19 protein-coding genes and 1 tRNA gene are annotated in these 24,826 nt (G+C 69.7%); 5 read left to right on the top strand and 15 right to left on the bottom strand.

Features of this window, described 5'->3' with window-relative positions; translation table 11 throughout:
* Positions 1-21: 21 nt before the first annotated feature.
* From ACYVKI_RS01260 to ACYVKI_RS01295, 8 genes are all read right to left on the bottom strand, one after another.
* Complete coding sequence (locus tag ACYVKI_RS01260; RefSeq protein WP_460688535.1) at positions 22-981, bottom strand: sugar phosphate isomerase/epimerase family protein; 960 nt, start codon at positions 979-981, stop codon at positions 22-24.
* A 222-nt stretch (positions 982-1,203) separates the two neighbouring features.
* Positions 1,204-1,743: an NUDIX hydrolase family protein gene (locus ACYVKI_RS01265; RefSeq protein ID WP_460688536.1), complete on the bottom strand. Its 540-nt coding sequence runs from the start codon at positions 1,741-1,743 to the stop codon at positions 1,204-1,206.
* A 159-nt stretch (positions 1,744-1,902) separates the two neighbouring features.
* Positions 1,903-4,095, bottom strand: a complete 2,193-nt coding sequence (locus tag ACYVKI_RS01270) for an MFS transporter (protein WP_460688537.1) — start codon at positions 4,093-4,095, stop codon at positions 1,903-1,905.
* Positions 4,096-4,193: 98 nt separating this feature from the next.
* Positions 4,194-4,826, bottom strand: coding sequence for a DedA family protein (locus ACYVKI_RS01275; RefSeq protein ID WP_460688538.1), 633 nt, complete (start codon positions 4,824-4,826; stop codon positions 4,194-4,196).
* Positions 4,814-5,893: a pseudouridine synthase gene (locus ACYVKI_RS01280; RefSeq protein WP_460688539.1), complete on the bottom strand. Its 1,080-nt coding sequence runs from the start codon at positions 5,891-5,893 to the stop codon at positions 4,814-4,816. Before ACYVKI_RS01280 ends, ACYVKI_RS01275 begins: the two co-directional genes overlap by 13 nt.
* Before the next feature lie 81 nt (positions 5,894-5,974).
* The gene (locus ACYVKI_RS01285) at positions 5,975-6,739 is read right to left on the bottom strand and encodes a VOC family protein (RefSeq protein WP_460688540.1); all 765 of its coding nucleotides are present in this window, start codon (positions 6,737-6,739) and stop codon (positions 5,975-5,977) included.
* A gap of 9 nt (positions 6,740-6,748) precedes the next feature.
* Entirely contained in the window at positions 6,749-11,659 is a 4,911-nt protein-coding gene (locus tag ACYVKI_RS01290) for a DEAD/DEAH box helicase (protein ID WP_460688541.1), read from the bottom strand.
* 76 nt (positions 11,660-11,735) lie between these two features.
* Positions 11,736-12,341, bottom strand: coding sequence for a glyoxalase (locus ACYVKI_RS01295; protein ID WP_460688542.1), 606 nt, complete (start codon positions 12,339-12,341; stop codon positions 11,736-11,738).
* Positions 12,342-12,468: 127 nt separating this feature from the next.
* On the opposite strand from ACYVKI_RS01295, the gene ACYVKI_RS01300 reads away from it, so the two are divergent.
* Positions 12,469-12,882, top strand: a complete 414-nt coding sequence (locus tag ACYVKI_RS01300) for a hypothetical protein (protein ID WP_460688543.1) — start codon at positions 12,469-12,471, stop codon at positions 12,880-12,882.
* Between the two features lie 78 nt (positions 12,883-12,960).
* On the opposite strand, the gene ACYVKI_RS01305 is transcribed toward ACYVKI_RS01300, so the two are convergent.
* Both ACYVKI_RS01305 and ACYVKI_RS01310 read right to left on the bottom strand, forming a co-directional pair.
* Complete coding sequence (locus ACYVKI_RS01305) at positions 12,961-13,707, bottom strand: NADPH-dependent F420 reductase (protein ID WP_460688544.1); 747 nt, start codon at positions 13,705-13,707, stop codon at positions 12,961-12,963.
* Complete coding sequence (locus ACYVKI_RS01310; protein ID WP_460688545.1) at positions 13,700-14,158, bottom strand: 23S rRNA (pseudouridine(1915)-N(3))-methyltransferase RlmH; 459 nt, start codon at positions 14,156-14,158, stop codon at positions 13,700-13,702. The genes ACYVKI_RS01305 and ACYVKI_RS01310 overlap by 8 nt, the downstream gene beginning before the upstream one ends.
* A 325-nt stretch (positions 14,159-14,483) precedes the next feature.
* On the opposite strand from ACYVKI_RS01310, the gene ACYVKI_RS01315 reads away from it, so the two are divergent.
* Positions 14,484-14,978: a hypothetical protein gene (locus ACYVKI_RS01315; protein ID WP_460688546.1), complete on the top strand. Its 495-nt coding sequence runs from the start codon at positions 14,484-14,486 to the stop codon at positions 14,976-14,978.
* Positions 14,979-15,032: 54 nt separating this feature from the next.
* On the opposite strand, the gene ACYVKI_RS01320 is transcribed toward ACYVKI_RS01315, so the two are convergent.
* Positions 15,033-15,689 (bottom strand): Ltp family lipoprotein, encoded by a 657-nt coding sequence (locus tag ACYVKI_RS01320; RefSeq protein WP_460688547.1) that lies wholly within the window; start codon positions 15,687-15,689, stop codon positions 15,033-15,035.
* Between the two features lie 300 nt (positions 15,690-15,989).
* Positions 15,990-16,078, bottom strand: a tRNA-Ser gene (locus tag ACYVKI_RS01325).
* A gap of 173 nt (positions 16,079-16,251) precedes the next feature.
* Between ACYVKI_RS01325 and ACYVKI_RS01330 the strand changes: the two genes are divergently transcribed.
* A complete protein-coding gene (locus tag ACYVKI_RS01330; RefSeq protein ID WP_460688548.1) occupies positions 16,252-18,231 on the top strand; it encodes an FAD/NAD(P)-binding protein in 1,980 nt (659 codons plus the stop codon).
* Positions 18,232-18,327: 96 nt separating this feature from the next.
* Here ACYVKI_RS01330 and ACYVKI_RS01335 read toward each other — a convergent pair whose 3' ends face one another.
* The 3 genes from ACYVKI_RS01335 to ACYVKI_RS01345 are packed head-to-tail and all read right to left on the bottom strand — an operon-like array spanning position 18,328 to position 21,562.
* Complete coding sequence (locus ACYVKI_RS01335) at positions 18,328-19,647, bottom strand: aspartate aminotransferase family protein (protein ID WP_460688549.1); 1,320 nt, start codon at positions 19,645-19,647, stop codon at positions 18,328-18,330.
* Between the two features lie 41 nt (positions 19,648-19,688).
* Entirely contained in the window at positions 19,689-20,717 is a 1,029-nt protein-coding gene (locus ACYVKI_RS01340) for a phosphotransferase enzyme family protein (RefSeq protein ID WP_460688550.1), read from the bottom strand.
* Between the two features lie 47 nt (positions 20,718-20,764).
* Positions 20,765-21,562, bottom strand: coding sequence for an SDR family NAD(P)-dependent oxidoreductase (locus tag ACYVKI_RS01345; RefSeq protein ID WP_460688551.1), 798 nt, complete (start codon positions 21,560-21,562; stop codon positions 20,765-20,767).
* Positions 21,563-21,878: 316 nt separating this feature from the next.
* Here ACYVKI_RS01345 and ACYVKI_RS01350 point away from each other — a divergent pair, with 316 nt between their 5' ends.
* Both ACYVKI_RS01350 and ACYVKI_RS01355 read left to right on the top strand, forming a co-directional pair.
* Complete coding sequence (locus ACYVKI_RS01350; protein ID WP_460688552.1) at positions 21,879-23,522, top strand: amidohydrolase; 1,644 nt, start codon at positions 21,879-21,881, stop codon at positions 23,520-23,522.
* 48 nt (positions 23,523-23,570) lie between these two features.
* Entirely contained in the window at positions 23,571-24,764 is a 1,194-nt protein-coding gene (locus ACYVKI_RS01355) for an MFS transporter (protein WP_460688553.1), read from the top strand.
* The last annotated feature ends 62 nt before the right edge of the window (positions 24,765-24,826 follow it).

Raw genomic sequence — 24,826 nt, forward strand, 5'->3', positions numbered from 1 at the left:
GCGAAGGGTGCTGCGGAAGCCTCAGCGGATGCGGGTGCGGGAGCCGCAGCCGCAGAGGTGCTTCCGGGTGCGGGTCGCGATCGGCAGGGGGTCGTCGAAGGATGCCACCGGGTACATGTCCTGCTCGACGATGCCGAAGAAGGAGCGTTCCAGGTGCTCCAGCTCGTCGATGACGACGGAGAGGTCCGGCAGCCCGGCGGGTGGTTCGACCATGACGCCGGCATTGTTGGCGGCAGCCCAGGTGAGATCGTCGCGTCGGACGATCTCCATGATCGCCGGGTCGATCTGCTTCAGGTGCAGGTAGCCGATGCGGTCCGGGTGGCGCCGGATGAGCTCGGCGGAGGAGGCGCCGCCGTACTCGGCGTGCCCGGTGTCCAGGCAGAGGCTCACCCGCTGCGGGTCGGTCTCCTCCAGGAAGCGGAGGATCTCGTCCATGGAGCACACATGGGAGTCCGCGTGGGAGTGGAACTGTTGGGACAGGCCGTACTGCTCGTCGAGCACCGCGCCCAGCTCGTCGTGGCCGGTGGCCAGGCGACGCCAGCCGTCGGCGTCGAGGGTCCCGGGCTCCACCGCCTCGCCGGTCACGTCGTCGCGCCACATCGCGGGGATGACCACGATGTGCTCCCCACCGACGGCGGAGGTGAGCTCGGCGACCCGGTGGATCTGGTCCCAGGTGGCCTGACGCTCCTCGGCCCCGGCGCGGTGGAAGGCGGTGAACACGGTGCCGGCGGAGACCTTCAGGTCCCGGGCGGAGAGCTCATCGGCCAGCCGCGAGGGGTCGGTGGGCAGGTAGCCGTAGGGGCCCAGTTCGATCCAGTGGTAGCCAGCCTCGGCCACCTCGTCGAGGAACCGCTCCCAGGGGGTCTGCTGCGGGTCGTCCGGGAACCACACTCCCCAGGAGTCCGGGGCCGTGCCGATGAGGATGGGCGAGCGCGTGCCGTCCTCGGCGGTGCTGGGGGTGCGGGCGGAAGTGGTGGTCACTGCGGCCTCCTCGACGTCGTCGGCTCCGGTGGGCCGACGGGCGGGTCATGACGTGGTGTGCACCACTCTGCTCTGTGGATGTTCTAATGTCAAGACATATGACCCGAAGGGGTGCGATGGAGGCGTGTTGAGCTGGTGAGTTTCCGCCGGAATGATCGCCCGCAGTGGGTCTTTCCGGCGGAAACTCACCAGCTCAGCGGGGAAGGAGGGGGGGGGCAGGGTTCAGCCGGCGAAGCCTGCGTGGGCCAGGGCCTGGCGCACCAGCTGCCCGCGGCCGCCGACGAACTCCGCCTGCACCGCCTCGCTGAGCACCTGCGCCGGTGACATCCAGGAGAGCTCGAGGGCGTCTTGGCGCGGCTGGCACTCTCCGGAGACCGGCACCACATAGGCCAGCGAGACCGCGTGCTGCCGGTCGTCCACCAGACCCGTCTCACTGGGGTAGGGGAAGTACTCCGCCACGGTGAACGGGGTCGGAGACGGCGGGATCTGCGGCAGGCACAGGGAGCCGAGGTCCTTCTCGATGTGACGGAGGAGTGCCGCACGAATGGTCTCTCGGTACATCACCCGGCCGGAGACCACAGTCCGGTAGAACTGGCCGTCGTCGTCGGCCGTGTAGAGCAGCCCGACCTCTGTGACATAGCCCAGGGAGTCCTGACGGACGGGGATCGCCTCCACGTAGACCATGGGGAGTCGGCGGCGAGCCTCATACAGGTCTGCCTCGTTCAGCCATCCCGGATTGGGATCGGGGGTGCGCACGCTCATAGTCCATTCATACCCCACCCCGAGGCTCAGTGCCTACGGACTCTCCCAGAGGAGGTGGACCGATCCTCGACGACGTCGTCGAGGATCGGTCGTCTCCGCTGCGATCCGCCGAGGCCGAAGCCGAGGCGGCGGGTCCTGGGCACCGGGAAGGGACGATGTTCAGATGATGTCGTCGACGGGACGTCCCATGGCTGCGCGTCGCTCGGCATGGTTGATCCTGTGCCGCCGGGACTCGGTGGCCAGGATGACGATGAACGCCCCCATCGCCGCACCGATGGCCACCCACAGCGAAGGGGTCTCGGAGAGCACCCGCGGGAAGATCAGCCAGAACATGCCCCACCCCAGGCCGAGAGCGATCGTCATCCGGCCCCGTTCGGTCATCGCATAGTACGCGCCGATCCAGATGCACACGACCAGGCCGATCAGGGCCCAGAGCAGTGCTGGGAAGCCAGGGATCCGCACACTCATGGCCGTCAGCAGCGCGGAGATCGAGGACATCGCCCCGACCAGGGCCCATCCGGCGAACAAGCCCACCACGGAGTCGGTCAGGCGCCGCTCCACCGCATTGCGTGCGGTATGGAGGGTGAACTGTCGGACCGCATCGACCAGAGCGAGTGCGGCGGCCAGCGCCGCCAACACGGCGACGGACAGGAGCCCGGCGTGCACCGCGGCGGTCCACACCAGCATGAGGACCGAGGCGAGGCCCACCAGCCACCCGGAGCGCCGTTGGCGTGGCGTGGAGATCTGCGTGGTGGTCCATTGGTGGACGGCATGGCCGAGCAGCCCCAGGACGATGAACGGCCACAGCCAATAGTGCCCGGCGTCGGGAGTCAGCAGTGCACGTCCTCCGGCGTACCAGCCGTCGACCAGATGGTCCAGGCCGTTGCCGCCCAGGATGGTCGGTCCGGTGAAGGCGCCCAGCATCCAGGCCGCGGAGGCGACGGCGGCCATGGCGGAGATGCTCACGAAGATCTGCCGAGCCAGGTCCAGCCCACGGGGCTCCGGATCCGGGTGTCGGGAGGGCAGGTTGTAGGGCGGGATGTAGGTGTAGAGGTCCTCTTCCTCATCGGCGAACTCATCCGGGTCGGGCTCGTCCCGGCCGGTGGCCGCCTCGATGGCCGAGGCCTTCTCCAGGATCACGGCGCGACGGCGTGCCGCGCTGGCGTCCTGCTGGCGAGCCTCCTCGGCCTGCTGCTCGCGGACCTCCCAGGGCAGTGACTGTCGAGGGTCCCGCGGCGGACCCGGAAGCGCGACGCGGCTGGTGCGGGGGTCGCCTGTCTGGGCGTCGACCGGGGGAAGCGAGATCATCGTCGATTCGGTGTCGGGCGAGATCTCCGGGGCCGGATGTGACGGCCGGGTCGCGGTCTCCTCCTGGTATGGGTCCTGGTGCGGGTCCTGGTAGGAGCTCGGATAGGAGTTCAGCTGGGAGGCGGACTCCTCGTCCGGCAGGTCGACGTCATCGGGGCTCTCGTCGTCGAGGCGGTCGGGGAGCTCCTCAGGGTCAGACGCCGCGGGCGCCTCCGCGGACGGACCCTCGTCGTCGGCCGACCCGTCCCAGGCGTCGACCTGGGGGTCGAACCGGGCGTCGACCTGGGGGTCGAACTCGGGGTCATCGGGTGCCACGCTCTCGGGCTCCGCGCTCTGGTCGGGGAAGAGCCGGTAGTCCACACGGGCGGAGATCTGCTCCCCGGGTTCTGGGCGGCGGAACGCGTCAGCGAGCCGACCGGTGGCCTCGGCGACGCGCGCGTCCAAGGTGTCGAAGAAGTCGCTGAGTGAGGTGTCCTTCTCCTCGGGGAGCGACTCCGGGGGCAGCGTCGGGGTGGGGCGGCTGAGCCGGATGCGCCCAGTGGGCGTGGGGCCCGGGTCACGCGGGGGCTCGTCGGCGGAGGGCTCGGGGCGCACATCGGATTCGGGCACAGGCTCGGTCGCCGAGTCGCCGGGGGTCTCGGGGGGCGCTTCGCCCTCCGGGGTGCCGCCGGGTGAACCCTCGCCCTGGGCCTCGCGCTCAGGCTCGCCCGCGAACTCTGCGTCCGGTTCGATCCCAGCCGCAGGCTCACTCTCTGCAGTCTCGTCCTCTGCGGCCTCGTCCCCTGCAGTCTCGTCCTCTGCGGCCTCGTCCTCCGCCGGCGTGTTCGCGTCGTGGGGCTCGTGGTGGGACTCCTGGTGAGAGTCCCCGGTCGGCGAGCTCAGGTTCTGCTGCTCATCAGCGGATTCAGCTGATTCGGTCGATTCAGTGGACTCGGCCGACTCGGCCGACTCAGTCGCGGCCTGGGGCTCGGGGGAGTCGACCTGGGGCTGTTCGTCTGCAGGGGAGGCGACCGACGTGGAGGACTCGGGGGGCCGGTCAGTCACTGGGTGTTCTCCCCTCATGCGGATTCGGGTGTGCTGTGCACCGGTGATCCAGGCGCACGGGTCTGCGGGTCAAGCAGTCCGGAGACCTCCGCCGGGGCTCAGGACGTGCTCACACGTGATCGCCGCCGTCGCGCGGAAGCCACGGCGATGATCAACCCCACCAGCGTACCTACTGCGACGGCGGCGATCGTGCTGGCCCACGGGGGAAGCCCCGTAGTTGTTCCCGTAATGTAACCTAGCCCGACCAGCCACAACGACCAGGTCACAGCTCCTGCCACGGCCAGGGGCACGAGGACCGGCCAGGTCAGGCGCATCATGCCGGCCGTCGCCATGGAGGCGCAGCGGCCTCCGGGGATCGCCCGGATCAGCAGCAGACCCACCCACGTGGACGTGTTGCCGGCCCGCAGCGACAGGCGCAGCAGCTTTCGATGGAGGAGCCGCCCCCACCTCCAGCGGTGCAGCAGCCGGATCAGCTGAAACCGGAAGAGCAGATACACCGCCACGTCGCCCACCAGACACCCGATAGTCGTGACCGTCAGGACCAGGCCCAGCGGCATCAGCCCGTCAGCGGCCATGGACCCGGAGGCGATGACCATGATCTCGGAGGGGAAGGGCGGCACGAGGGCGGTGAACGCCACGGCCACCAGCTGAACCGCGAAGTACCACCATCCCCATGCGTCCAGAAGCGCCGGATCGCCCAGACCCTGGGCCGCGCCCATCAGCTCGTCCATGAGGGCGCCTCCGGCGGGTTCGGGGCTTCGACCAGACGGCGGTCGGAGGTGAACACCCGGGCTGCGCCGCTGAGCGGATCGATGAAGCGCAGGGTGCGGGCCAGTAGCTGCAAGGGCTGGTCGAAGTCGTCCGGGGCGTCGTCGAGCAGCTCCGGGTAGAACCGATCATGCATGATGCCCAGCCCCAGCAGTGCCATGTGGATGCGCAGCTGGTGAGTCTTGCCGGTATGCGGGGTGAGCCGGAAACGCCCGACGTCGACCCCGCTCCGACCGGTGCCGGCCGTCAGCAGCTCGACCCGCGAGGAGGCGTTGGCGCCCGGGACGGGGGTGGTGCGGCGGCGTCCCTTCGCCGGTGCACGTCGGTCCTGGGGTCGACGTCCGGAGTCGGCGACCCCATAGGGCTGCAGCTCCGAGACGACGACCCCCTTGGTCTTGGTGATCCGATTGCGGATCGTCATGGGGAACCGGGCCGCCAGCTGTCCGCCGATGCGCGCTCCCTGCGGCACGGCCGCCGAGGGTTGCCCGGCGGGAAGAGCGCTGACGCACTCGTAGACCTTGCCCACCTGACGGTTCTCGAACAGCAGCTGATACGCCCCACGGGTGCGGGGGTCCTTCGAGAAGATCACCACACCGGCGGTGCCCCGATCCAGCCGGTGGATCGGGACCAGATCCGGCAGGTCGAGGCGACGGCGCAGACGGACCAGCAGAGACTCCTGCACATAGCGTCCCGCAGGGGTCGTCGGCAGGAAATGGGGTTTGTCCACGGCGAGGAGGTGCTCATCCTCGTGGAGGATCTCCTCGGTGACCGGCAGCGGCTGCTCGTCGTTCACCGACCGGTAGTACCAGAGGAACTGACACGCGCCCAGCGGTGTGGCGGTGCTCAGCGCACGGCCCTCGACGTCGACCACCTCGCCGGCCTCGAACCGTCGGGTGATCCCACCGTGGTCGACATGGCCGAACGTCTCCAGGACATAGTCGTGGATGGTGTCCCAGGGGCCGGTCAGCGGCAGCCGCAGTCGGGTGGCATTGACCCCGTCGCGCAGGGGAAGAGGAGACTTCTGGACCACCGGGTCAGCCTACCGTCTCCTCGCGGTCCGTCGATGCGGTGACCGCTGGATCGGGGTCACGAGCCCGGATGCGGTGCGTGGTCAGCCCCAGTCGGGAGCCTGCGCCTGGGCGATGTTCTCGTCCGGGGCGGTCAAAGGATGGTTGACCTGCCAGGACATGCCGAACCGGTCCTGGATCCAGGCGAAGTTCTTCGCGAACTCATAGTCGCCGGGCTCCATGAGGAAGCTTCCGCCCTGGCTGAGCTTCTCGACGACCTCGTCGAACTCAGCGGTGCTGTCCACCACCACGGCCACCGAGACCGAGGGAGTGAAGCTGAAGTCATGGGTGGCCAGGCTGTCCTGGATCATCAGCACCTGGCCGCCGACCAGGATCTGTGCCGTGGCCACCAGGCGCGGTGGGTCCGCCGGCTCCGGTTCGGCCTCCACGGTGGTGAGATCCGTGCCGGTGCGGGGCGCACGCTGTGCGTCGGTGATCAGGGCGTCGTCCGGACCGGCGCCATCCGAGGTGAGGTCCGCCTGCGCACCGGAGTCCGCACCTGGGGCCTCCGCGTCATCGTTCGGCTCCTCACCCGGGCCGTTGTCCGCCGCGTCGACCGGTACCTCATCCTCACCGGGCGCGCGGTCCTCACCGTCCGCCTCCGGCTCGCTGTCATCTCCGGCGTCAGGAGTGCGCTCCTCGGCCTCCTCCGTGAGCTCATCCTCGGGCGGCCCGGAGTCGAAGATCGCCGTCCCCTCAGGGTGGTGCTGGATCTCGATGAGCTCGGCGTCCTGGAACGTCTCCAGGTACAGGTCGATGGCCTCTTGGGCCTGACCCTGGAACATCAGGAACGGAAGGCAGAGAGTCATGCCATCAGCCTAACCGGAAAACCGCAGGCCTGACGGCGAAGAATGGAAACCTGCTCGATGCAGCGCCTGCCCGAGCCGGGTGGAGAGCACCGGAAAACCGTTCACCCGCTCCACCGCGATCCGCCCGGTGCGAGCCTGCCGCAGCCGCTCCACCAGGGCCCCGGCGGCGGCATCGATGAGCGGTTCCTGGTCGGTGAACAGCAGCATGGTGCGTCCGCCGCGTTCCATGTAGAGCACCAGCTCACCTCGGTGGAGCACGACGACGGCGCCGGCCTTGCGTCCCGGGCGGTGCCGGTTCTCCTCAAGTTCCGGCCAGTCCAGAGCCGCTCCATAGGCGTTGGCGGGGTCGGTGGCGGCGAGCACCAGCATCTCCGGGACGGACCCTTCACGTGTGGCCCGGTCCTCCAGCGCCTCCGAGGTGGCCCGCAGTGAATCGATGGTGCCCGAGGTGGTGAACTGGGCGGCCCCCAGCCGCTCCACGAAGTACCCGCGACGCACCTGTCCGGCCTCCTCGGCGGCAGCCAGCACCTTGTACACCGCGGCGAATCCTCCGGCCAGCGGCCCCTCCGCGGCGGCCGCGCTACGGGAGGTCTTCGCCCCGACAGTTGCCCCGGTCTGCTGCTCGGCGAGCACCGAACCCCGGGTGACCACCCCATATCGATCCAGCAGGATCTCGGCGCGGCCATAGGCCAGAGCCGTGCTGCTCTGCTGAGGATCCCCCGATGGGGGAGCCTCCCCGGTCCCCGGGGCGGAGGACCACCGGACTCCGGGAGGCCCGGATGCCGCGCCTCCCTGCCCGGACCGCCCCGAGACGTCGGACATCTGCCGGCGAGACTCCACGGCCCGGCGCAGCGCCATCCGCCGGGAGGTGTGCCGACTGCGGGTGGGTCGAGCCGTCGCCCGGTGCGCGGTGCGCCCACCGGTGAGCATGCCGCGAATCGCGGTGAAGCTGTCCGGGACGACCCTCCCGGTCCAGAACAGCTCCCACAGCGCCTCGGAGACCTTCTCCGCCGAGACCGCCTCGCCGACAGGCGGTTCCTGCCGGCGGGCCAGCTGATCCGTCAGGGCTTCGGCGAACCAGGCGCCGCCGTCGTCGAGGACCTGCAGCAGCTGCTCCTGCAGGGCGGTGGGCGTGTGGTCGCTGACCACCAGGAGCCCGGCCTCGGCGTCCTGGTGGGGATGCAGCGCGATCCACCCGTCATGCCCGGAGAGCGCGCCACGGCCGGCCACCACCACCTCCCCGGAGCTGACCAGCTCATCCAGCATCGCGGGCCGATAGTCCCGGATCCGGGCCGGCAGGATCAGGCTCTCCCAGGCGCTCGCCGGCGCAGCCGCTCCGGAGAGCTGAGCGATGACCTCCACCAGGGATCCCTGGCCCTCCGTCCGCGTCTGCGGGGTGACCGACTGCCACTCGGCCAGGAACTGGGCGAAGGCCTGCGGAGGCACCGGCTCCACCTGGGCGCGCAGAGCGGCCAGGGAGCGGCGGCGGATGCGGCGCAGCATCTCCACCTCACACCACTCGGACTCCCCGCGCGCGGTCGGCTCCACCTCGGGCCGGAACAGCCCGGGCACCAGGCGCGCCTCACCGGCCAGCCCCTCCAACACCTCGGCGACGACGGCGTTCCCCAGTCCCAGTGCAGACGCCGCCTCCGCCGTGGTGAAGGGACCGTGGGTGCGCGCGAACCGGGAGACCAGGTCCTGGAGCGGATCGTCCACCGGATCCAGGAAGACCTGCGGGATGCCCGGGGGCAGCGGTGTGCCGAGACCGTCGCGCAGCCGGGAGGCGTCCTCCACCGCGGCGTAGCGGTCCTCTCCGCGCCAGCGGACACGGAAGGCCCGCTGGGCGGCCACCAGGGACTCGGCGTGCTCGCGGGCGGTGCCGACGTCGAGAGCCGGAGGAGCGACGTCGTGGGCACCGGCGGAGGGATCAATGCTGTGATCGACGCTGTGATCGACGCTGTGATCGACGCCGTAATCGACGCCGTGATCGACGCTGGGGTCGGTGCTGTCCTCCGGGCGCGGACCGGCCAGCCGAGCCGCCAGCTCCTCGGCGCTGAGCGGCCCCAGCAGACGCAGCAGATCCGCGGCACCTTCAGCCCCGCGCAGCCGACGGGAGGGCGAGAGACGCTGAGCATGAGCCTCAGCGGAGGCGATGATGTCAGGGTCGAGGAAGTCCCGCAGCTCCACCCGGCCCAGCAGCTCGCCGAGCAGCTCCGGGTCCACCGAGAGCGCGGCCGCCCGGCGCTCCGCCAGCGGAGAGTCGCCCTCATAGAGGTACTGGGCGACATAACCGAAGAGGATCGACTGGGCGAAGGGAGAGGGGCGCTGCGTGGTGGCCTCCACCATCCGGATGCGGCGGCGCCCGATGCCCGCCATGACCTCCCGCAGCGCCGGCATGTCATAGACATCCTGCAGGACCTCCCGCATGGCCTCCATGATCATCGGGAAGTCCGGATGACCGGAGGCGACCTCCAGCAGCTGGGCGGAGCGCTGCCGCTGCTGCCACAACGGGGTGCGCTGGCCCGGGTTCTGCCGCGGCAGCAACAGCGCCCGAGCCGCGGCCTCCCGGAACCGGCCGGCGAAAAGGGCTGAGGAGCTGACCTGCTCGGTGACCAGCTCCTCGAGCTCGTCGGGTTCGAAACGGAACAGCTCCGCCCCGGGAGGGTCGGCGTCCATCATCGGCACCCGCAGCACGATGCCGTCGTCGGAGGCCATCGCCGAACCGTCCAACCCGTAGAGCTGATGCAGACGTTCGCCCACCGCCAGGGCCCACGGTGCGTGGACCGGCATCCCATAGGGGGAGTGCAGGACGATTCGCCAGTCGCCCAGCTCGTCCCGGGTCTGCTCGACCACCAGAGTGGTGTCCGTGGGCAGCGCGCCGGTGGCCTCCTGCTGTTCGGCGAGGTATCGGACCAGGTTCTCCCGCGCCCAGGTGTCCAGTCCCAGCGAGCTCAGACGGGCCGTGGCCACCCCGTCGTCCGCGGTGCGGATCTCCCGATGGAAACGTCCCAGCGCCTCGCCCAGCTCCGCGGGGCGGCCCAGCCCGTCACCGCGCCAGAACGGCAGAGAGGCGGGCTGCCCGAAGGCTGGGGTGACCAGCACCCGGTCGAAGGTGATCTCCTCGATCCTCCAGCTGGTCGCCCCCAGGGCGAAGACGTCTCCCACCCGGGATTCGTAGACCATCTCCTCGTCGAGCTCACCCACTCGGCGGCCCCCGGTGCGGGAGGAGCCGGACTCCTCACCGCCGGCCAGATAGACCCCGAAGAGCCCCCGGTCCGGGATGGTGCCGCCGGAGGTGACCGCCAGCCGTTGGGCGCCGGGGCGGCCGGTGATGGTGCCGGCGTCGCGGTCCCAGACGATCCGCGGACGCAGCTCCGCGAATCGGTCCGAGGGGTACTTGCCCGCCAGCAGGTCCAGAGTGGCCTCATAGGCCGAGCGCGGCAGGGAGGAGAAGGGAGCGCTGCGGCGCAGCGTCTCGAACCACTCCTCGACGTCGAGGGTGTCCAAGGCGACGGCGGCCACAGTCTGCTGGGCCAGGATGTCCAGCGGGCTGCGCGGGACGTGCAGCGCCTCGATCCGCCCGGCCAGCATGCGTTCCACCACGACGGCAATGGAGACCAGATCGCCACGGTGCTTGGGGAAGAACCAGCCCACCGAGACTTCGCCGACCTGGTGGCCGGCACGGCCGATGCGTTGCAGTCCCGAGGAGACGGCGAACGGGGCCTCCACCTGGATCACCAGATCCACCGCGCCCATGTCGATGCCCAGCTCCAACGAGGAGGTCGCCACCACGCACTGCAGCCGTCCGGACTTGAGGTCCTCCTCCACCAGCTTGCGCTGCTCCTTGGAGACTGAACCATGGTGGGAACGTGCCAGATCGGCTGAAGCCTCGGCGTCGCTGTCGGCGTCGCTGTCGTGAGGGGTCTGCCGCTCAGCCCAGATCTCGTTGAGCCGGCCGGTCAGCTTCTCCGCCAGCCGGCGGGAGTTGACGAAGATGATCGTGGAGCGCCGGGAGGCGACCAGGTCCACGATCCGGTGCTCCACATGAGGCCAGACTGAGGGCTGCAGAGGCTGGGAGCCCGGCACTGCGGCGAGCTCGGCGAGTCCGTCCGAGCCGCCCGCGCTGCCGTCGTCGAGGCTCGTGGGCTCGGGCTCCTGACCGGGCAGCGGGCCGTGCGGGTGGGCCAGATCCTCCACCGGCACGGAGACGGTGATGTCCCATTCCTTCTCCGCCGGCGGTGCGACGATCTCCACCGGCTGCCGGCCGCCCAGGAAGCGGGCCACCTCATCCCGCGGTTCCACGGTGGCGGAGAGCCCGATCCGTTGGGCTGGGGAGCCCAGCAGGTCGTCCAGCCGCTCCAGTGACACCGCCAGATGGGCGCCGCGCTTGGTGCCGGCCAGGGCGTGGACCTCGTCGACGATGACGGTGCTGACCCCCGTGAGGGTCTGCCGCGCCTGGGACGTCAGCATCAGGTACAGCGACTCCGGTGTGGTGATCAGGATGTGCGGCGGATTGCGGACCAGGTCACGGCGCTGCTTGGACGAGGAGTCCCCAGTGCGCACTCCGACGGTGATCTCCGTGGCCGGATGCCCCAGCCGACGAGCGGTGTGGCCGATGCCCACCAGCGGGCTGCGCAGGTTGCGCTCGATGTCCACCCCGAGGGCTTTCAACGGAGAGATGTAGAGGACCGTGGTGCCCTCGGCGGGCGCGGCGAAGAGCCGGTCCACTGACCAGAGGAACGCCGAGAGCGTCTTGCCTGAACCGGTAGGGGCCACCACCAGCGCATGGCGGTCCTGCGAGACGGCCTCCCAGGCGCCGGCCTGCGCGGCGGTCGGGGCGCCGAAGGAGGCGGAGAACCACTCGCGGGTGGGCGCGGTGAACGGCGCCAGGGACGGGTGGGGATCGCGGGAGGCATCCATGGACGCCACTGTAGCGAGGAGAGCTGACGTGTCCGCTGGGTCTCCCGGCCCCATGGCTCCGGACCGCGAGGAGCCGTCAGGCCTCGGGCGCATCCCAGACGAAGCCGTCCGGGTCCGTGAGCGGGCCGATGCCGCCGATGATCGCCATCCGAGGGGCCCCTGAGCTGGCAGGATCCACACCGGCGACCTTGGCCACGGTCTTCCGCCTCACCGCGGTCAGGGTCACCGCTCCGGTCTCGAACTCCACGTACCGCTTCCCATAGCTGGTCCCCACACTGAGCCCCTGTGCCGTGTAGAACGTCCGCGTCGCGGCCACGTCGTCGACGCCGAGCTGCAGGATCAGGTTCTCCAGCACGCCGGTGGTCGTGCCGGAGTCCTTCTTCGACGAGGACGCGAACGTGACGGACGTGCCGTCGACGCTGCGGACGGCACCCCCGTAGCCCCACAGGGATTTCGACGCCGGATCGGTCACCGTGGCGCCGGCGGCCTGGGCGGTCTCCATCAGGGCGTCGACGTCAGAGGGGCCGGGGGCCACCAGGGACACCGTGAAGCCCCGGAACCCGTCGGTCTCCGCGTCAGATTTCCGGACCTGGACCCGATCACTGATGCCCAGGGCCGTCCACAGGCGTTCTGAGGATGCGGGGTCCGCGGCTTCAAGGAGAAGGTGGGAGATGGTGCTCATGGACGCCGATGCTACTGCGGGAGGCAGTGGGAAGCAGAGGTCCGCGGGCCGGTCAGGACAACCGTGATGCGCCGTCGTCGCCGCCTCCGGGGTTGCATCGCCGTGGCTCCTGGAGCAGGATCGCCACATGACTGGTGCTGTGATCCAGGACGCCCCCTCACCTGCGTTGCCCGCTGATGTCCTCCGCCAGGTGCTGGCCGACAGTCTGCTGGGCAATGCTGCCGCTCTCCGCGCGCGGCTGACTCCCGTGGTGGGACTGAACACGGTGTTTCCCGCTCGGTGGAGCGCCCGGTGTCAGGAGGCGCTGACCGAGCTCGTCGACGATGTCCTGCCGTCGGACCAGCCTGGGGTTGGTCACGACATGGAGGACCAACTGTTCCTGGCCGTGCTCGCAGCTGGAGCGGCGGGTTCCTCAACCATCGTGGTCCAGGTGGTGGGCCAGGCAGATCGTACCCAGGTCAGCTGCCATGCCCTCGACGCCCCCGGTGCCAGAGAGGCGTTGCGGGAAGCCCTGGGCCGCATCGAGGCTGTCTTGAGGTGACGGCGGGCGCCGGCGCACCAACCTACGTGGGATCTGGGTGTGACTCCAGCGGCAGTCACACCCTCGCCCCGCAGCATCTCATCGGGCGTAGGGCAGCAGGTCCGCTCGGCGCACGGGCCGGTTGAACACTGGGCCGTCCGGCTCCAGCACCCGGCCGACGGCCAGCGGCCCCAGGGACACCGGGTCGAAGCCCATGGCGGAGATGAGCGCCATGACCAGGCCCCGGGCGGCGTCGTCGTCTCCGGCCACGCCGAGGGCGCGGCGCTGGTCGAGGGGCATGTCGCGTGCGGCGGCGTCGTCGAACTCGGTGTGAGCGACGTGGTTGAGCGCCTTGACCACCCGCGCGCCGGAGAAACGTCCGGCGATGGCCAGAGAGGTGGGCAGCTGCTCATCCACGGCGGCCTGCAGCCAAGGCGGCAGCAGCTCGTCGTGCCAGGTGTTGGTCGCGTCGATGAGCACGCAGCCGTCCACCAGTGTGGGGTCGAGCTCATCGAGCTCCTCCTGCGGCACTGCGAGGATGACGATGCCGCGCGGATGCTCCCGGGTACGGGTGGGCACCTCCTCGGCAGTGACGGCGGTGGCCCCGGGGGCGTAGATCTTCAGATGGTGGCGCAGGGCCTTCGGCGGTCGGGTGGAACAGATGTCCACCCCGAAGCCTGCGGCGAGAAGCGCCCGGGCGAAGGCAGTGCCCGCGCGTCCCGCGCCGAGGACGCCCACCACCGGAGGAAGCAGGGACTCGCCCTCGGGCCCGCGGTCGCCGTCGGGATCTCGGCGGTCGGCGGAGGAGCGTTCCGGGATGTGTTCTGGCGGGGTGGGGTCAGACATGGTGGTACGGCCTCCCTCCGGCGATCTCCTGGGCCCGGTAGACCTGCTCGGCGAGGATCATGCGGACCAGTTGGTGCGGGAACACCAGCTTGGAGAGCGACCAGACGAAGTCCGCGCGCGCATGCAGCTCATGGTCCACCCCGTAGGCTCCGCCGATCACCAGCACCACGGGATGACCGTGGTCGAACTGGCTCTGCAGGTGCTCCGCCAGGGCCGGCGAATCGATGTTCTTGCCCCGTTCGTCCAGCAGCACCACGTGGTCCTGCGGCTTGATGGCACCCAGAATGCGCGCCGACTCCTCGGTGCGTGCGGCGTCACCGTCGCGGGAGGAATGGGGGAGCAGCTTCCAGCTGAGATCGTAGGGCTTGCGCAACCTCTGGGTGTAGCGCTCGATGCCGTCTGTCGCCCATTTCTCGTGCTTCTTGCCGATCGCGACCACGCCGATGCCCATGGCCCATGAGCCTATGCGGGGTGCGGCAGGAGCGTCCAGGCGGGTCCGGCGACAGATCCGGACACAGAGAAGACCCCCGGGCTGGCCGACGCCGAGGGGGGACATCGCAGAAGGCCAACCCGGGGGTCCGGATCACTCGCACCTCCATGAGGCGTTCCCTACGCTACGACCTGTTCTTGAGCGCGAGCCTGAGCTGAGCTGGGGATCATCTGGACGTCGGGACTCATCCCGTGGTCCACGCGCCCGGGTGCGCCGCAGCGGGATCGAAGACACTGGGAGACTGGCTCAGGCTGGTCGACTCATCCCGCGGAAAGGTCACGAGAGCATGGACTTCGCTCCCCTGCCCCACGCCGCCCGGCGCGCAGAGATTCGTCTCATCGAACAGCCGGCCCTGTCCGGCGATGAGGTCGTCGTGGGGCTCGGGGCCGTGTGCGATCTGGAGCGGGTGCCATGTGTGGGCGATCCTGCGATCCGCTTCGACGTCGCTGAGTTCGTGGAGGTGGATGATGGTCGACGCGTGATGCTGCGGGACCTCGGATTCACGCTCTCATCCATCAGGTACACCGACGGAAGGGCGCCAGAGGAGGATCCGACGACGGGGCTGAGCCTCGAGGACGTGATCGACGAGGTCCGCGTCACCACAGGCCCCGAGGTGCGAACCGACGGGACGGTGTCCGCCGAGGAACACGACTGGGAAGAGCTGGCGCTGTTCGTCCGCGACATCGGACTGCCGGTTACGGCAGACAGCCTCAAGGCCGTCGGCTATGCGATCACCGTGACAGATCGCGTCCATGAGCTGCTGTCACGGCGAGACGACTGAAACCAGGCCGATTCCGGAGAGGCGTCCCATCGGTGTGGCCCGGAGCTGGAGCTCTCAATAGGCCTCGTTGGCACCGTGCTCGGACTGCTCGGGAGTGAATCCCTCGAACTCCAGCTGATCGATCAGGCCCTGCAGGGAGAACGACGTGTAGTCGAGATAGGACTCAGCAGACTTCACTGCCTGCTCGTACCAGTCGACGTCGACATTGTCGACGGCATATTCCGCGTCCTCAGTGCTGTAGTCCTCGAACTCCAGCTGCTCGATGAGGCCTTGGCGTGAGAACGCCGTGAAGTTCAAGTACGACTCTGCAGCCTGCCTCGCGTTGCGCTGGCTTGAGGTCTCGTCCGCCTCCGGCTCAGCATCGACGGTGTCCTCCTCGGCCTCGGCCTCGCGCTCGGCCTCGCGCTCGGCGTCGGCCGCTTCTTGCTCTTCGAGCTCGTGCTGTTCCTCGGCTTCGCGTTCAGCCTCTTCTGCCTCTTCTGCTTCTCGTTCGGCTTCCTGCTCGGCTTCCTCAGCTTCTTGCTGGGCCTCTTCGGGCAGGTGCTCTTCCTCCTCGGACGCGTCGTCCGCACCGTCGTCTGTGGTCTCCCGCTGATCTGTGCCGGCGTCGGAGGCAGCGTCCGTATCGTCGAGTTCTTCCAGATCTGCGCACGCGGTGAGCGAAATGCCGAGCAGTACGGCCATGGACAGGGTAGAGATCTTGCGATGCATGGTCCCTCATCTCATCGGAGCGAATGTCCCGGGCGGGGCATCCCCACTGCCATGGTTTCAGAAAATAGCAAACGAAAGACTCGCGATACAAACTTGTTATCAAGTTTCTATTTGGATTCAGCTATTGAAAATTATCTTCTGGTGTGTGTGGCTCGGTCTCCGCCCTACGCCCGATACACCCCTGAGTGAACCCACACCAGGCCCCTATGACGAAGGGCCTCCGAACCCGGGGGTTCGGAGGCCCTTCTGTCAATGATGCTGTGAGACATCTGTCAACGATGTCCCGATACATCACAGCGGCGGAGGCGGGGGGATTTGAACCCCCGGTCCGGGATTAACCGGACCCTTCATTAGCAGTGAAGTCCGTTCGGCCGCTCCGGCACGCCTCCTGTGCGCCTGGAACTCCACGGGGATCACCCACGGCTCGTCCAGACGCCCCACCAGAGTAGCGGGAATCCTCCTCGAAGCACAAAAGCGGCAGCGCGGCGTCCGGAGCGCGGCACAGTACCCTGGTCAGGAGAGAGCCCGAGAGTCCGTCAGTCCAGACAGGAGACCGCCGTCGATGAGCCAGGTCGAGACAGCGCAGACGGCGTCGGTGGGTCGTGAGCACGTCGTGGCCGTCGTCGGCGCCGGACCGCGGGGGACCTCCTTCCTGGAGCGGCTCCTGGCTCACCTGGACCATGTGCCGGACCCTGCCCCTCGGCTTCGGCTCGTCATCCTCGACCCTGCCTGCCACGGACCTGGGCGTGTCTGGGATCCGGGTCAGTCCCCGCTGTATCTCATGAACACCCCGGCCAGCTACCCCACAGCGGCTCCGGTGGGGGAGACTCGCCAGGAGCTGACTCCCTCGAGCGTCGCGCGGAGCTTCGCCCAGTGGCGCCGCACCCGGTGGGGAAAGCTCGACGACGCCGACTACCCGACCCGTGCGGTCTATGGGCGGTACCTCGCCGAGCTCCATGCGGAGACCCTCGCGCAGTTGACCGCCCGCGACAGGGTGCAGGTGGAGTCCCGTCGGGTGCAGGTCACACGCCTGCAGCGCCAGCCCCCCACAGATCAGCCCCTCGCCTCTGACGCGGCGCCGTTCCCCTATCGGCTCACCTGCGACGACGGCACCGTCCTCGGCGCCGACGCCGTCGTCCTCGCCCTCGGCCATGTGCCGGCTCGGCTCAGCGACTCCGGGCAGCACCTCGCCGAAGTGGCCGCCGATCTCGGGCTGCATCACTTCCCGCCGGCGATCCCCACGGATGTCGACGTGGAGCAGATCCCGGCCGGTGAGCCGGTCCTGATCCGTGGGATGGGGCTGAACTTCTTCGACCTGATGATCCAGGCCACCGCCGGCCGGGGCGGGCGGTTCCGCCATCTGCCGGAGAACCCCCCAGGCCGTCGTCTGCACTACCATCGCAGCGGGAACGAACCGCACCTGATCGCAGGGGCCCGGCGGGGAGCCCCCTACCGGGCCAAGACCACGGCCGCCGGGTTCGTCCCGGCCGGCATCCGACTCCTCCACTTCACCGATGAAGCAGTGTCGGCTGCCGAGCGCCGGCATGACGTGTTGGACTTCTCCGCGCATCTGTGGCCGCTCATCCACCGGGATGTGCTGCGCACCTACTACCGGACTCTGGCCGCCGTGTACCCGGAGCTGTTCCCTGCCGGGCCCGAGCGGTTCCTGAGCGAGTTCGATGCCCTGCTGGCCGACTCCGGCGTCGGCGAGCAGGTGCTGGCCGTCCATGGGCAGCACCTGCTCCATGAGCACGCCCCGGATGTGCTCTGGCTCGACATCCGGTCCCTGGGACGTCCTTTCGACGACGTGGTGTTCGACTCTGCGGAGCATCACCGGGAGCACATGCTCGCCTACCTGGAGGACGACGCCGCGAGTTCGGCAGCCGGCGCCGCGAGCCCGGTGAAGATGGCGATCGGCGCGCTGCACGCCGCCCGCATGGAGGTCAAGGCGCTGATCAGCGAGGGGAGGGTCTCCGCAGAGAGCCAGATCGGGGAGATCGAGGGCTGGTTCGAACCTCTGGTGGAGGGCCTGGCCAGCGGCCCGCCGCTGCAGCGTATCGAGGAGCTGGCCGCGCTGACCCGGGCCGGCGTGGTGGACTTCCTCGGCCCCGACCCTGTCTTCGACGTCGACCGGGAAGCGGGGGTCTTCACCGCCGAATCACCGTGGGTGGCCGCCGCACCGCATCAGGCCCGGTGGCTCATCGAAGCGATGATGCCCGCGAATCGGGTGCAGATGTCCCGCTCGCCGTTGGTGGCAGGTCTGTTGGCAGACGGTCTGGCCCGCCCGAAGGAGATCGTCGACGGCTCTGGGGCCGCACGGGCGGGCAAGGGCTTCGACGTCACCGAGGCTCCCCACCGCCTCATCGACGCCGACGGTGTGCCCCTGGAAGGCGTCTACGTCCTCGGACTGCAGCTGAGCTCGGTGCAGTGGGGCACCGCCATCGCCGCTGAGTCCGGAGGAGACCCCCGCTCCGGGGCCCGCACCCTCGCCGACGCCGACGCCGCGGCGGGCAGCATCCTGCAGACGGTGCTGGGGCGCTGAGTCCGCCCACGCGACGTTGCCTCCGCGGTGGGCCTTCCTCAGGCGTGATCTGGCTGATGACGGTCCAGATCACGGGGACGACCTGAGGCGTTGCTGTCACCCCAGCACGGTCGCCACACTCTCGGCGAGCCCGTCGAGGAGCAGCTGGGCCTCGTGGTCCTCGATGACCATCGGCGGCCGGATCTTCAGCACGTTGTCCTGCGGGCCGATGCGGCTGATCAGCAGGCGTCGGGACTTCATCTCCTCCACCAGGCGTGTCGTGGCCGGGGCGTCGGGGGAGCCGTCGTCGTCGACGATCTCCAGCCCGAAGAACAGTCCTGAGCCGCGGCGGGCGCTGATGCGGCCGGTGACGGCGGCGATCTCCTCCAGCTGGCGGTGGACCCGGCTCCCGAGTTCCGCCGCATGGGCCATGAGTCGCCGGTCCTCCATCTCGTCCAGGACGGCGAGCCCGGCCGCGGCCGAGACCGGGTTGCCGGCGAAGGTGTTGAAGTACATGTTCCGCCGGCCGAACTCATCGAGCAGCTCGGCAGTCGTGACGACACCGCCCAGGGGGTGGCCGTTGCCCATGGGCTTGCCCATCGTCACCAGGTCAGGTTCCAGCCCGACGGCCTGATGGCCCCACATCGCGCCGCCGAGGCGCCCAAACCCGGACTGCACCTCATCCGCGATGATCAGGCCGCCCGCGGCACGAACCTTTGTGGCGAGCATCTGTGTCCACCCGGCCGGAGGCTGGGGCATTCCCTCCGTGGAGAACAGCGGGTCCACCAGCAGGGCGGCGACGCCGTGGCCCTCCTCGTGGAGAGACGACAGCGCGTCATCGAGCTGGGCCGCGGAGCTCTCCAGGAGCAGGCGAGGATCGTCACCGGTGCTCGTGTCCGGGACGTGGAGGGTGCGCACGTGGTCGCCGAACGCCTCACCCACGGCGAGTCCTGTGGTCAGCTCTGCGAGGCTCCGGGTGTTCCCGTGGTAGCTGAAGTCGGTGACCAGCACGCCGCGGGCCCCGGTGTGCTGCGTCGCCAGACGCAGGGCGAGCTCATTGGACTCGGAGCCCGAGTTGGTGAGGAACAGACGATCCAGGTGTGCGTCGAACTCCGCCAGCATCCGCTCCGCGTACTCCACCACGCGGTCATGGAGGTAGCGGGTATGGATGTTCAGTCGTCCAGCCTGGTCGCTGATCGCCTGCTGCACCCGGGGGTTCGCGTGTCCCACATGGGGCACGTTGTTGTATCCGTCGAGGTATTGGGTGCCGTCGGCGGCGGTCAGCCACACGCCTGCACCGGAGACCAGGTGCAGCGGTTCCTGGTAGAACAGCGGGGAGTGCGGGCCCAGGGTCGAGTGTCGGCGGTGCAGCAGAGATGCTGTCGCCGCCGTCTGGCCGGCGGTCCCGTCGGCTGCGGCGGTGTCCGGGGTACTCATGGGCGGGTCCTTTCAGATGTGTGGCGTCCGGGGCGGGCCAGTCAGCGGTGTGTGGATCTGGCCACTGCCAGGTCTGTGAGCGGTCCTGAGACCTGGTCGACGATGAACTCGGCGTCCTCGTCCCCGCGACGAGCCGCGGCCCAGCCGAGGTACGTGCAGCCGCGGGCGAGGATGAGATCGTCGAGGAGCGCCAGCTGCTCCGGCGGGATCGTCCGGATCTGGGCATAGCCCTCCAGCAACGCTCGCCGCTGCCGGGCGGCGTCCGGGTGACGGTGGTGCCAGAACAGGATGGTCGCCAGATCGAAGAGATGCCAGCCGGTCGCGCAGTCGTCGAAATCGATCAGGGTCAGCCCCTCCGGGCCGGTGAGGATGTTCTCCGGAGTGAAGTCGGCATGGATCGGGCCGAACCAGTCATCACGCGGAGCCCGAGCCAGGCGCTGCTGCACCCCGGCCGTGGCCTCCGCCAGGCGTCCGGCCCCGGGATGATCGAGCGTCGCGGGGTCTCCCCAGACGGCGTCGTGCCCCCAGAAGCCTGCGGCGTCCCAGGTGGGTCGGTCATAGGCCGCCTGATCGATCTCGGCCGCGGCCAGGTGCGCGGACGCCGCGAGCCGCCCCACAGCGGTGAACATGGTCAGGTCCGGTGTGGGCCCGCCGGTCCACCCGGACTCCACGGAACCGACGGGTCGTGAGTCAGCCACCCATTCCATGATGACCACCTGGGTGAGCCCCTCCGGGGTCTCCACGGTGACCGGACCCAGCAGCGCCGACTCCGTCGCGGCCGAGCCCGTCGGGTCCGAGCGGTCCGGCACGCGGGGGATCGGGCGGACGGTCCGGACACCGTGGGTCTGCAGACGACGCGCGAAGTCCAGCTCGGCCCGGATCTGGGAGTCACGGCGGTGCCCCGGCCGGTGCAGCCGCACCGCGTAGGCGCCGTCGTGCGGGGTCTCGGCGCGGAAGACGGTGTTCTCACGGTGCTTGACGAACTGCAGCGTGCTCTCAGCGGGCAACCCATAGGCGGGCAGCGCTTGGCGGACGGCCTCCTCCGCCCAGGAGGGTGCCTGATCGTTCACAGGGGGTCTCCTTCTGCTCGGGTCGCCTCGGCTGATGTCGCCTGGGCTCATGACAGGGCGTCGAAAGCGAGCGTGGGGACGTCGACGATGTGGGCGCCGCCGTCGGCCACGAGCGTCGCGCCGGTGATGCAGGCGGACTCAGGGCCGGAGAGGAAGGCGATGGCCTGCGCGACCTCGGCGGCATCGGCGGGACGCCCCAAGGGCACATGGCGGCTGACGTGGGCATAGGCGGATTCCCGGTCCGGCAGCTCGGCGACGGCGTCGCACAGCTGGTCCATCTCCTCGTCGGCCATGGGCGTGCGAGTCCAGCCGGGGCAGATCGCGTTGACCCGGATGCCCTCTTTCCCATGGTCCCGGGCCAGCGCGCGGGTCAGCCCGATCACCGCATGCTTGCCCGTGGTGTAGCCGACCACTCCGGGCCCGGCGCGCAGACCTGCCAGTGAGGAGACCATGACGATGCTGCCTCGGCTGCGTCGGAGGTGACACAGCGCGGCCCGGGCCGTGTGGAACGCGGTGCCGACGTTGGCTCCCATGCTCGCCTCCCACGCCTCGGTGCTGGTCTCCTCGGCCGTGGCGAAACCATGACCGCCGGCGTTGGCGATCAGCGCGTCGAGGCCGCCGAGCCGCTCAGCAGCGGCATCCACGGCCGCCTGGGCAGACTCTGCCGCGGAGAGGTCGGCGGGGAACGCCACACCTCCGACCTCGTCGGCGACTTCCCGGAGAGGCTCCGGGCGGCGTCCGGTGACGGCCACCCGCCATCCGCGGTCGGCCAGCAGGCGGGCGGTGGCAGCACCGATGCCGGTGCCGCCGCCGGTGATGAGTGCGCGGCGGGTCGGGGTCGTCACGGTGGTCCTCCTCGTAGGCGTCAGGGTCGGCGGGCCGGTCCTCCGGGGGCGAGGCGAGCTCCCCGCACCGCAGCCGTGCGCGGACAGGCCGATGCCTGGATCGTGGCATGTCTCCGCCGTCCGGCTCTTGTCCACTGGTGCACAGGACTGCGCAACGCGTGCGGGGTCGACGCCGTCGGGTGATCCTGTCGCGGATCGCCAACTGCCCCGCACGCACGTGCAAGCCTCCTCCTGGCCCCGTCCGTAGGTTCACAGGCACGAGCACTGCCACGCCGTCGGCGGGACGGACCCGCCGGAATATGAGGAGGACATCGCGATGACACCACCAGCAGACACGCTGATCACAGCCGCCCGCATCGACGCCGACGCCAGCGGTGAGGTGGTCGCCGACCAGATGGCCCTGCGAAGGGGAAGGATCCTCGCGGTGGGCGAATCGGCGGCTGACCACACGGGACCGGGCACACAGGTGGTGGACATGGGCGGGCGGTGGCTCATGCCGGGGTTGGCGGATGTGCACAACCACCATGTGCTGGCCGGCCAGTCTGACCTCTTCGAGCTGACCGTCAGCCCGACGGCGGACCTCGACGAGCTGCTGAAGGCGGTGGCTGAGTACGCCGCGCAGCGGCGCCCCGCGGAGTGGATCGTGGGCGGCAGCTGGGGCAGCGTGCTGTTGGATCAGCTCAACACCTCGGAGACCCTGGCTCGCGTGGACGAGGCCTGCGGGGGACGTCCGGTGATGCTGCGGGACGACAGCAAACACAACCGGTGGGCGAGCTCGGCGGCGCTGCGGGCCGCGGGCATCACCGCTGACACCCCGGACCCCGACGGCGGACAGATCCTCCGGGACGCCACGGGCGAGCCCACCGGAGTGCTCATCGAAGCCGGAGGTCTGCTGGTGGAGGAGGCCCTGGCGGCCCAGCAGCCGATGAGCGTCGAGGCGACGGCCCAGGCGGCGGCGCGCGGTATCGAGATGCTCCACACCCACGGCATCACGGCGTTCCAGGACGCGGCGGCGTCGCTGCAGCTCATGGAGGCTCTGCATCACCTCGACGGTCAGGGCCGCCTCAAGGCCTGGACGGTGACCTCCATGCTGGCCAATGACTTCATCTTCGGCGCCGACCCGCTGGGGGAGGACATCATCCGCCACCGGGAACGGCTGCGCAGCACGCACCACCGGCCGGACTTCATCAAGATCTTCCTCGACGGCGTTCCGCCGACCCGGAGCGCCGCCTTTCTGGAGCCCTACCTGCCCGACGAGCTCCACGGCTGCGATCACCGGGGGCACACGACCATGCACCCTGCCGAGCTGCAGGGCTGGCTGCTGCGCACCGCAGAGCGGGGCATCTCCGCGAAGATCCACTGCACCGGCGACGCCTCGGTCCGCCTGGTCCTCGACGCCGTGGAGGAGGTGCGTCGGGCCGGACACGCTGGGCCTCGGTATCAGATCGCCCACGGCCAGTTCATCCACCCGGACGACGTGCCCCGGTTCGCGGAGCTTGACGTCATCGCCGACATCTCACCGGCCCTCTGGTTCCCCGGAGTGATCGTCGACGCCGTCTCCTCCGTGCTGCCCGAGGGCCGAGTGGACCGTATGCAGCCCAATCGTGAGCTTCTGGACGCTGGTGTGCTGATTGCTGGCGGCTCCGACTGGCCGGTGGCGGAGTCGCCCGACCCGTGGGCGGCGATCTACGGGCTGGTGACGCGCCAGGATCCGGCCCGCCGGGCACCCGGCACGCTGTGCCCGGACCAGGCGATCACTCTGCGTGAGGCGATGGCGGTGCACACCACGGCGGCCGTGGAAGCGATGGGGCTGAGTGCGGAGACCGGCCGCCTGAGCCCCGGGCTCTCCGCGGATTTCATCGTCCTCGACCGGAGCCCCTATGAGGTCGACGTCGAGGAGCTCCCCGAGTTCGCCGCCGCCGAGACCTGGTTCGCGGGCGAACAGGTCCACGCCCGCTGAGGATGACGCCGAGGTCTGGTCCCCATCCCCGCACAGAAAGGTCTGATCATGTCCACCACCACGCGTGGCGCCACGTCATCGCTCCGGGTCCCCTCAGCGAGTGACGGCGGTGCCCTGGTCTTCATCGCCGCCTATTCGGCGGTGCTCAACGCTCTGATGCTCATCGCCCCGGTGATCTCCGGCAAGCTTGCCGAGGACTTCGGACTGGGACCCGCGCAGACCGGGGCGATCTTCTCCGTGGAGCTGGGCTGTTTCAGCCTGGCGACGATCCCGGCCTACTTGTGGCTGCGCCGGCTGAACCTGCGCGTGGTGACGTTCTTCTGCACTGTGGTCGTGATCGTCGGAAACATCGTCTCCGGCATCGTGGACACCTATTCCGCGCTGCTGCTCGCGCGACTGGTGACTTCGCTGGCGGCGGGTTCGATCGTGGTGATCCTGCTGTCGCGTTCCGGTAAGGCTCAGAACCCGAGCAGGGCCTTCGGCGTCTTCGTGGTCTCCCAGCTGGTGATGGGTGCGCTGATCCTCGCGATCTTCCCCTCCATCTTCGCCGGCGTCGGGTCCTCAGCCGTGTACTGGAGTCTGGCGGGTCTGGCGTTGCTGTGCCTGCCGACCGCGGCGCTGTTGGACGGCGACTTCCTGCGCCGCGATCGGCAGCAGGATGCCGCGGCCGCGGGGGAACGGGCTGGCGGCCGGTCCGTGCTGCCCTTCGTGCTCGGTCTGGGAGCGGTGCTGCTGTTCTACGTCGCGCTCTCCGGGGTATGGACGTTCATGGCTGCCGTCGCCGGCGTCGCCGGGACCTCTCCGGACGCGGTGAGCCACACCCTGTCGGTGGCGACCCTGGCGGGGATCGCCTCGGCGCTGTTCGCCTCGCTGCGCGGGGACACTCCGCGCCGGCGGCTCTATCTGACCGTCGGATACCTGGGCATGGCCGTTTCGGTGCTGATGCTGGTGGGGTCCCCGGGACTGTGGCGGTTCGCCGTCGCCGCCGTGGTGTTCAAGTTCGTGTGGACGCTGATCCTTCCCTACCTGCTCGCCACACTGGCGGATCTCGGATCCGGGGGCCAGGTGATGAACACGACGAACCTGATGATCGGCTCCGGGCTGGCCCTGGGCCCGCTGATCAGCGGCTTCCTCATCGAGTCCACCGGGGGATTCGGCGCGATGCTGCTGGTGTCAGCGGCCGGGGTCTTCGTCTCCGGGCTGCTGGTGATGGTGGTGCATCCGCGGCGCGCTGAGCCCTAGGGCTGGCGCCGGACACACAGTTGCCTCCGGGGTTCGGGCCCTTATGACGACGCGAATCGCGT

Source organism: Nesterenkonia suensis, from assembly GCF_054782935.1.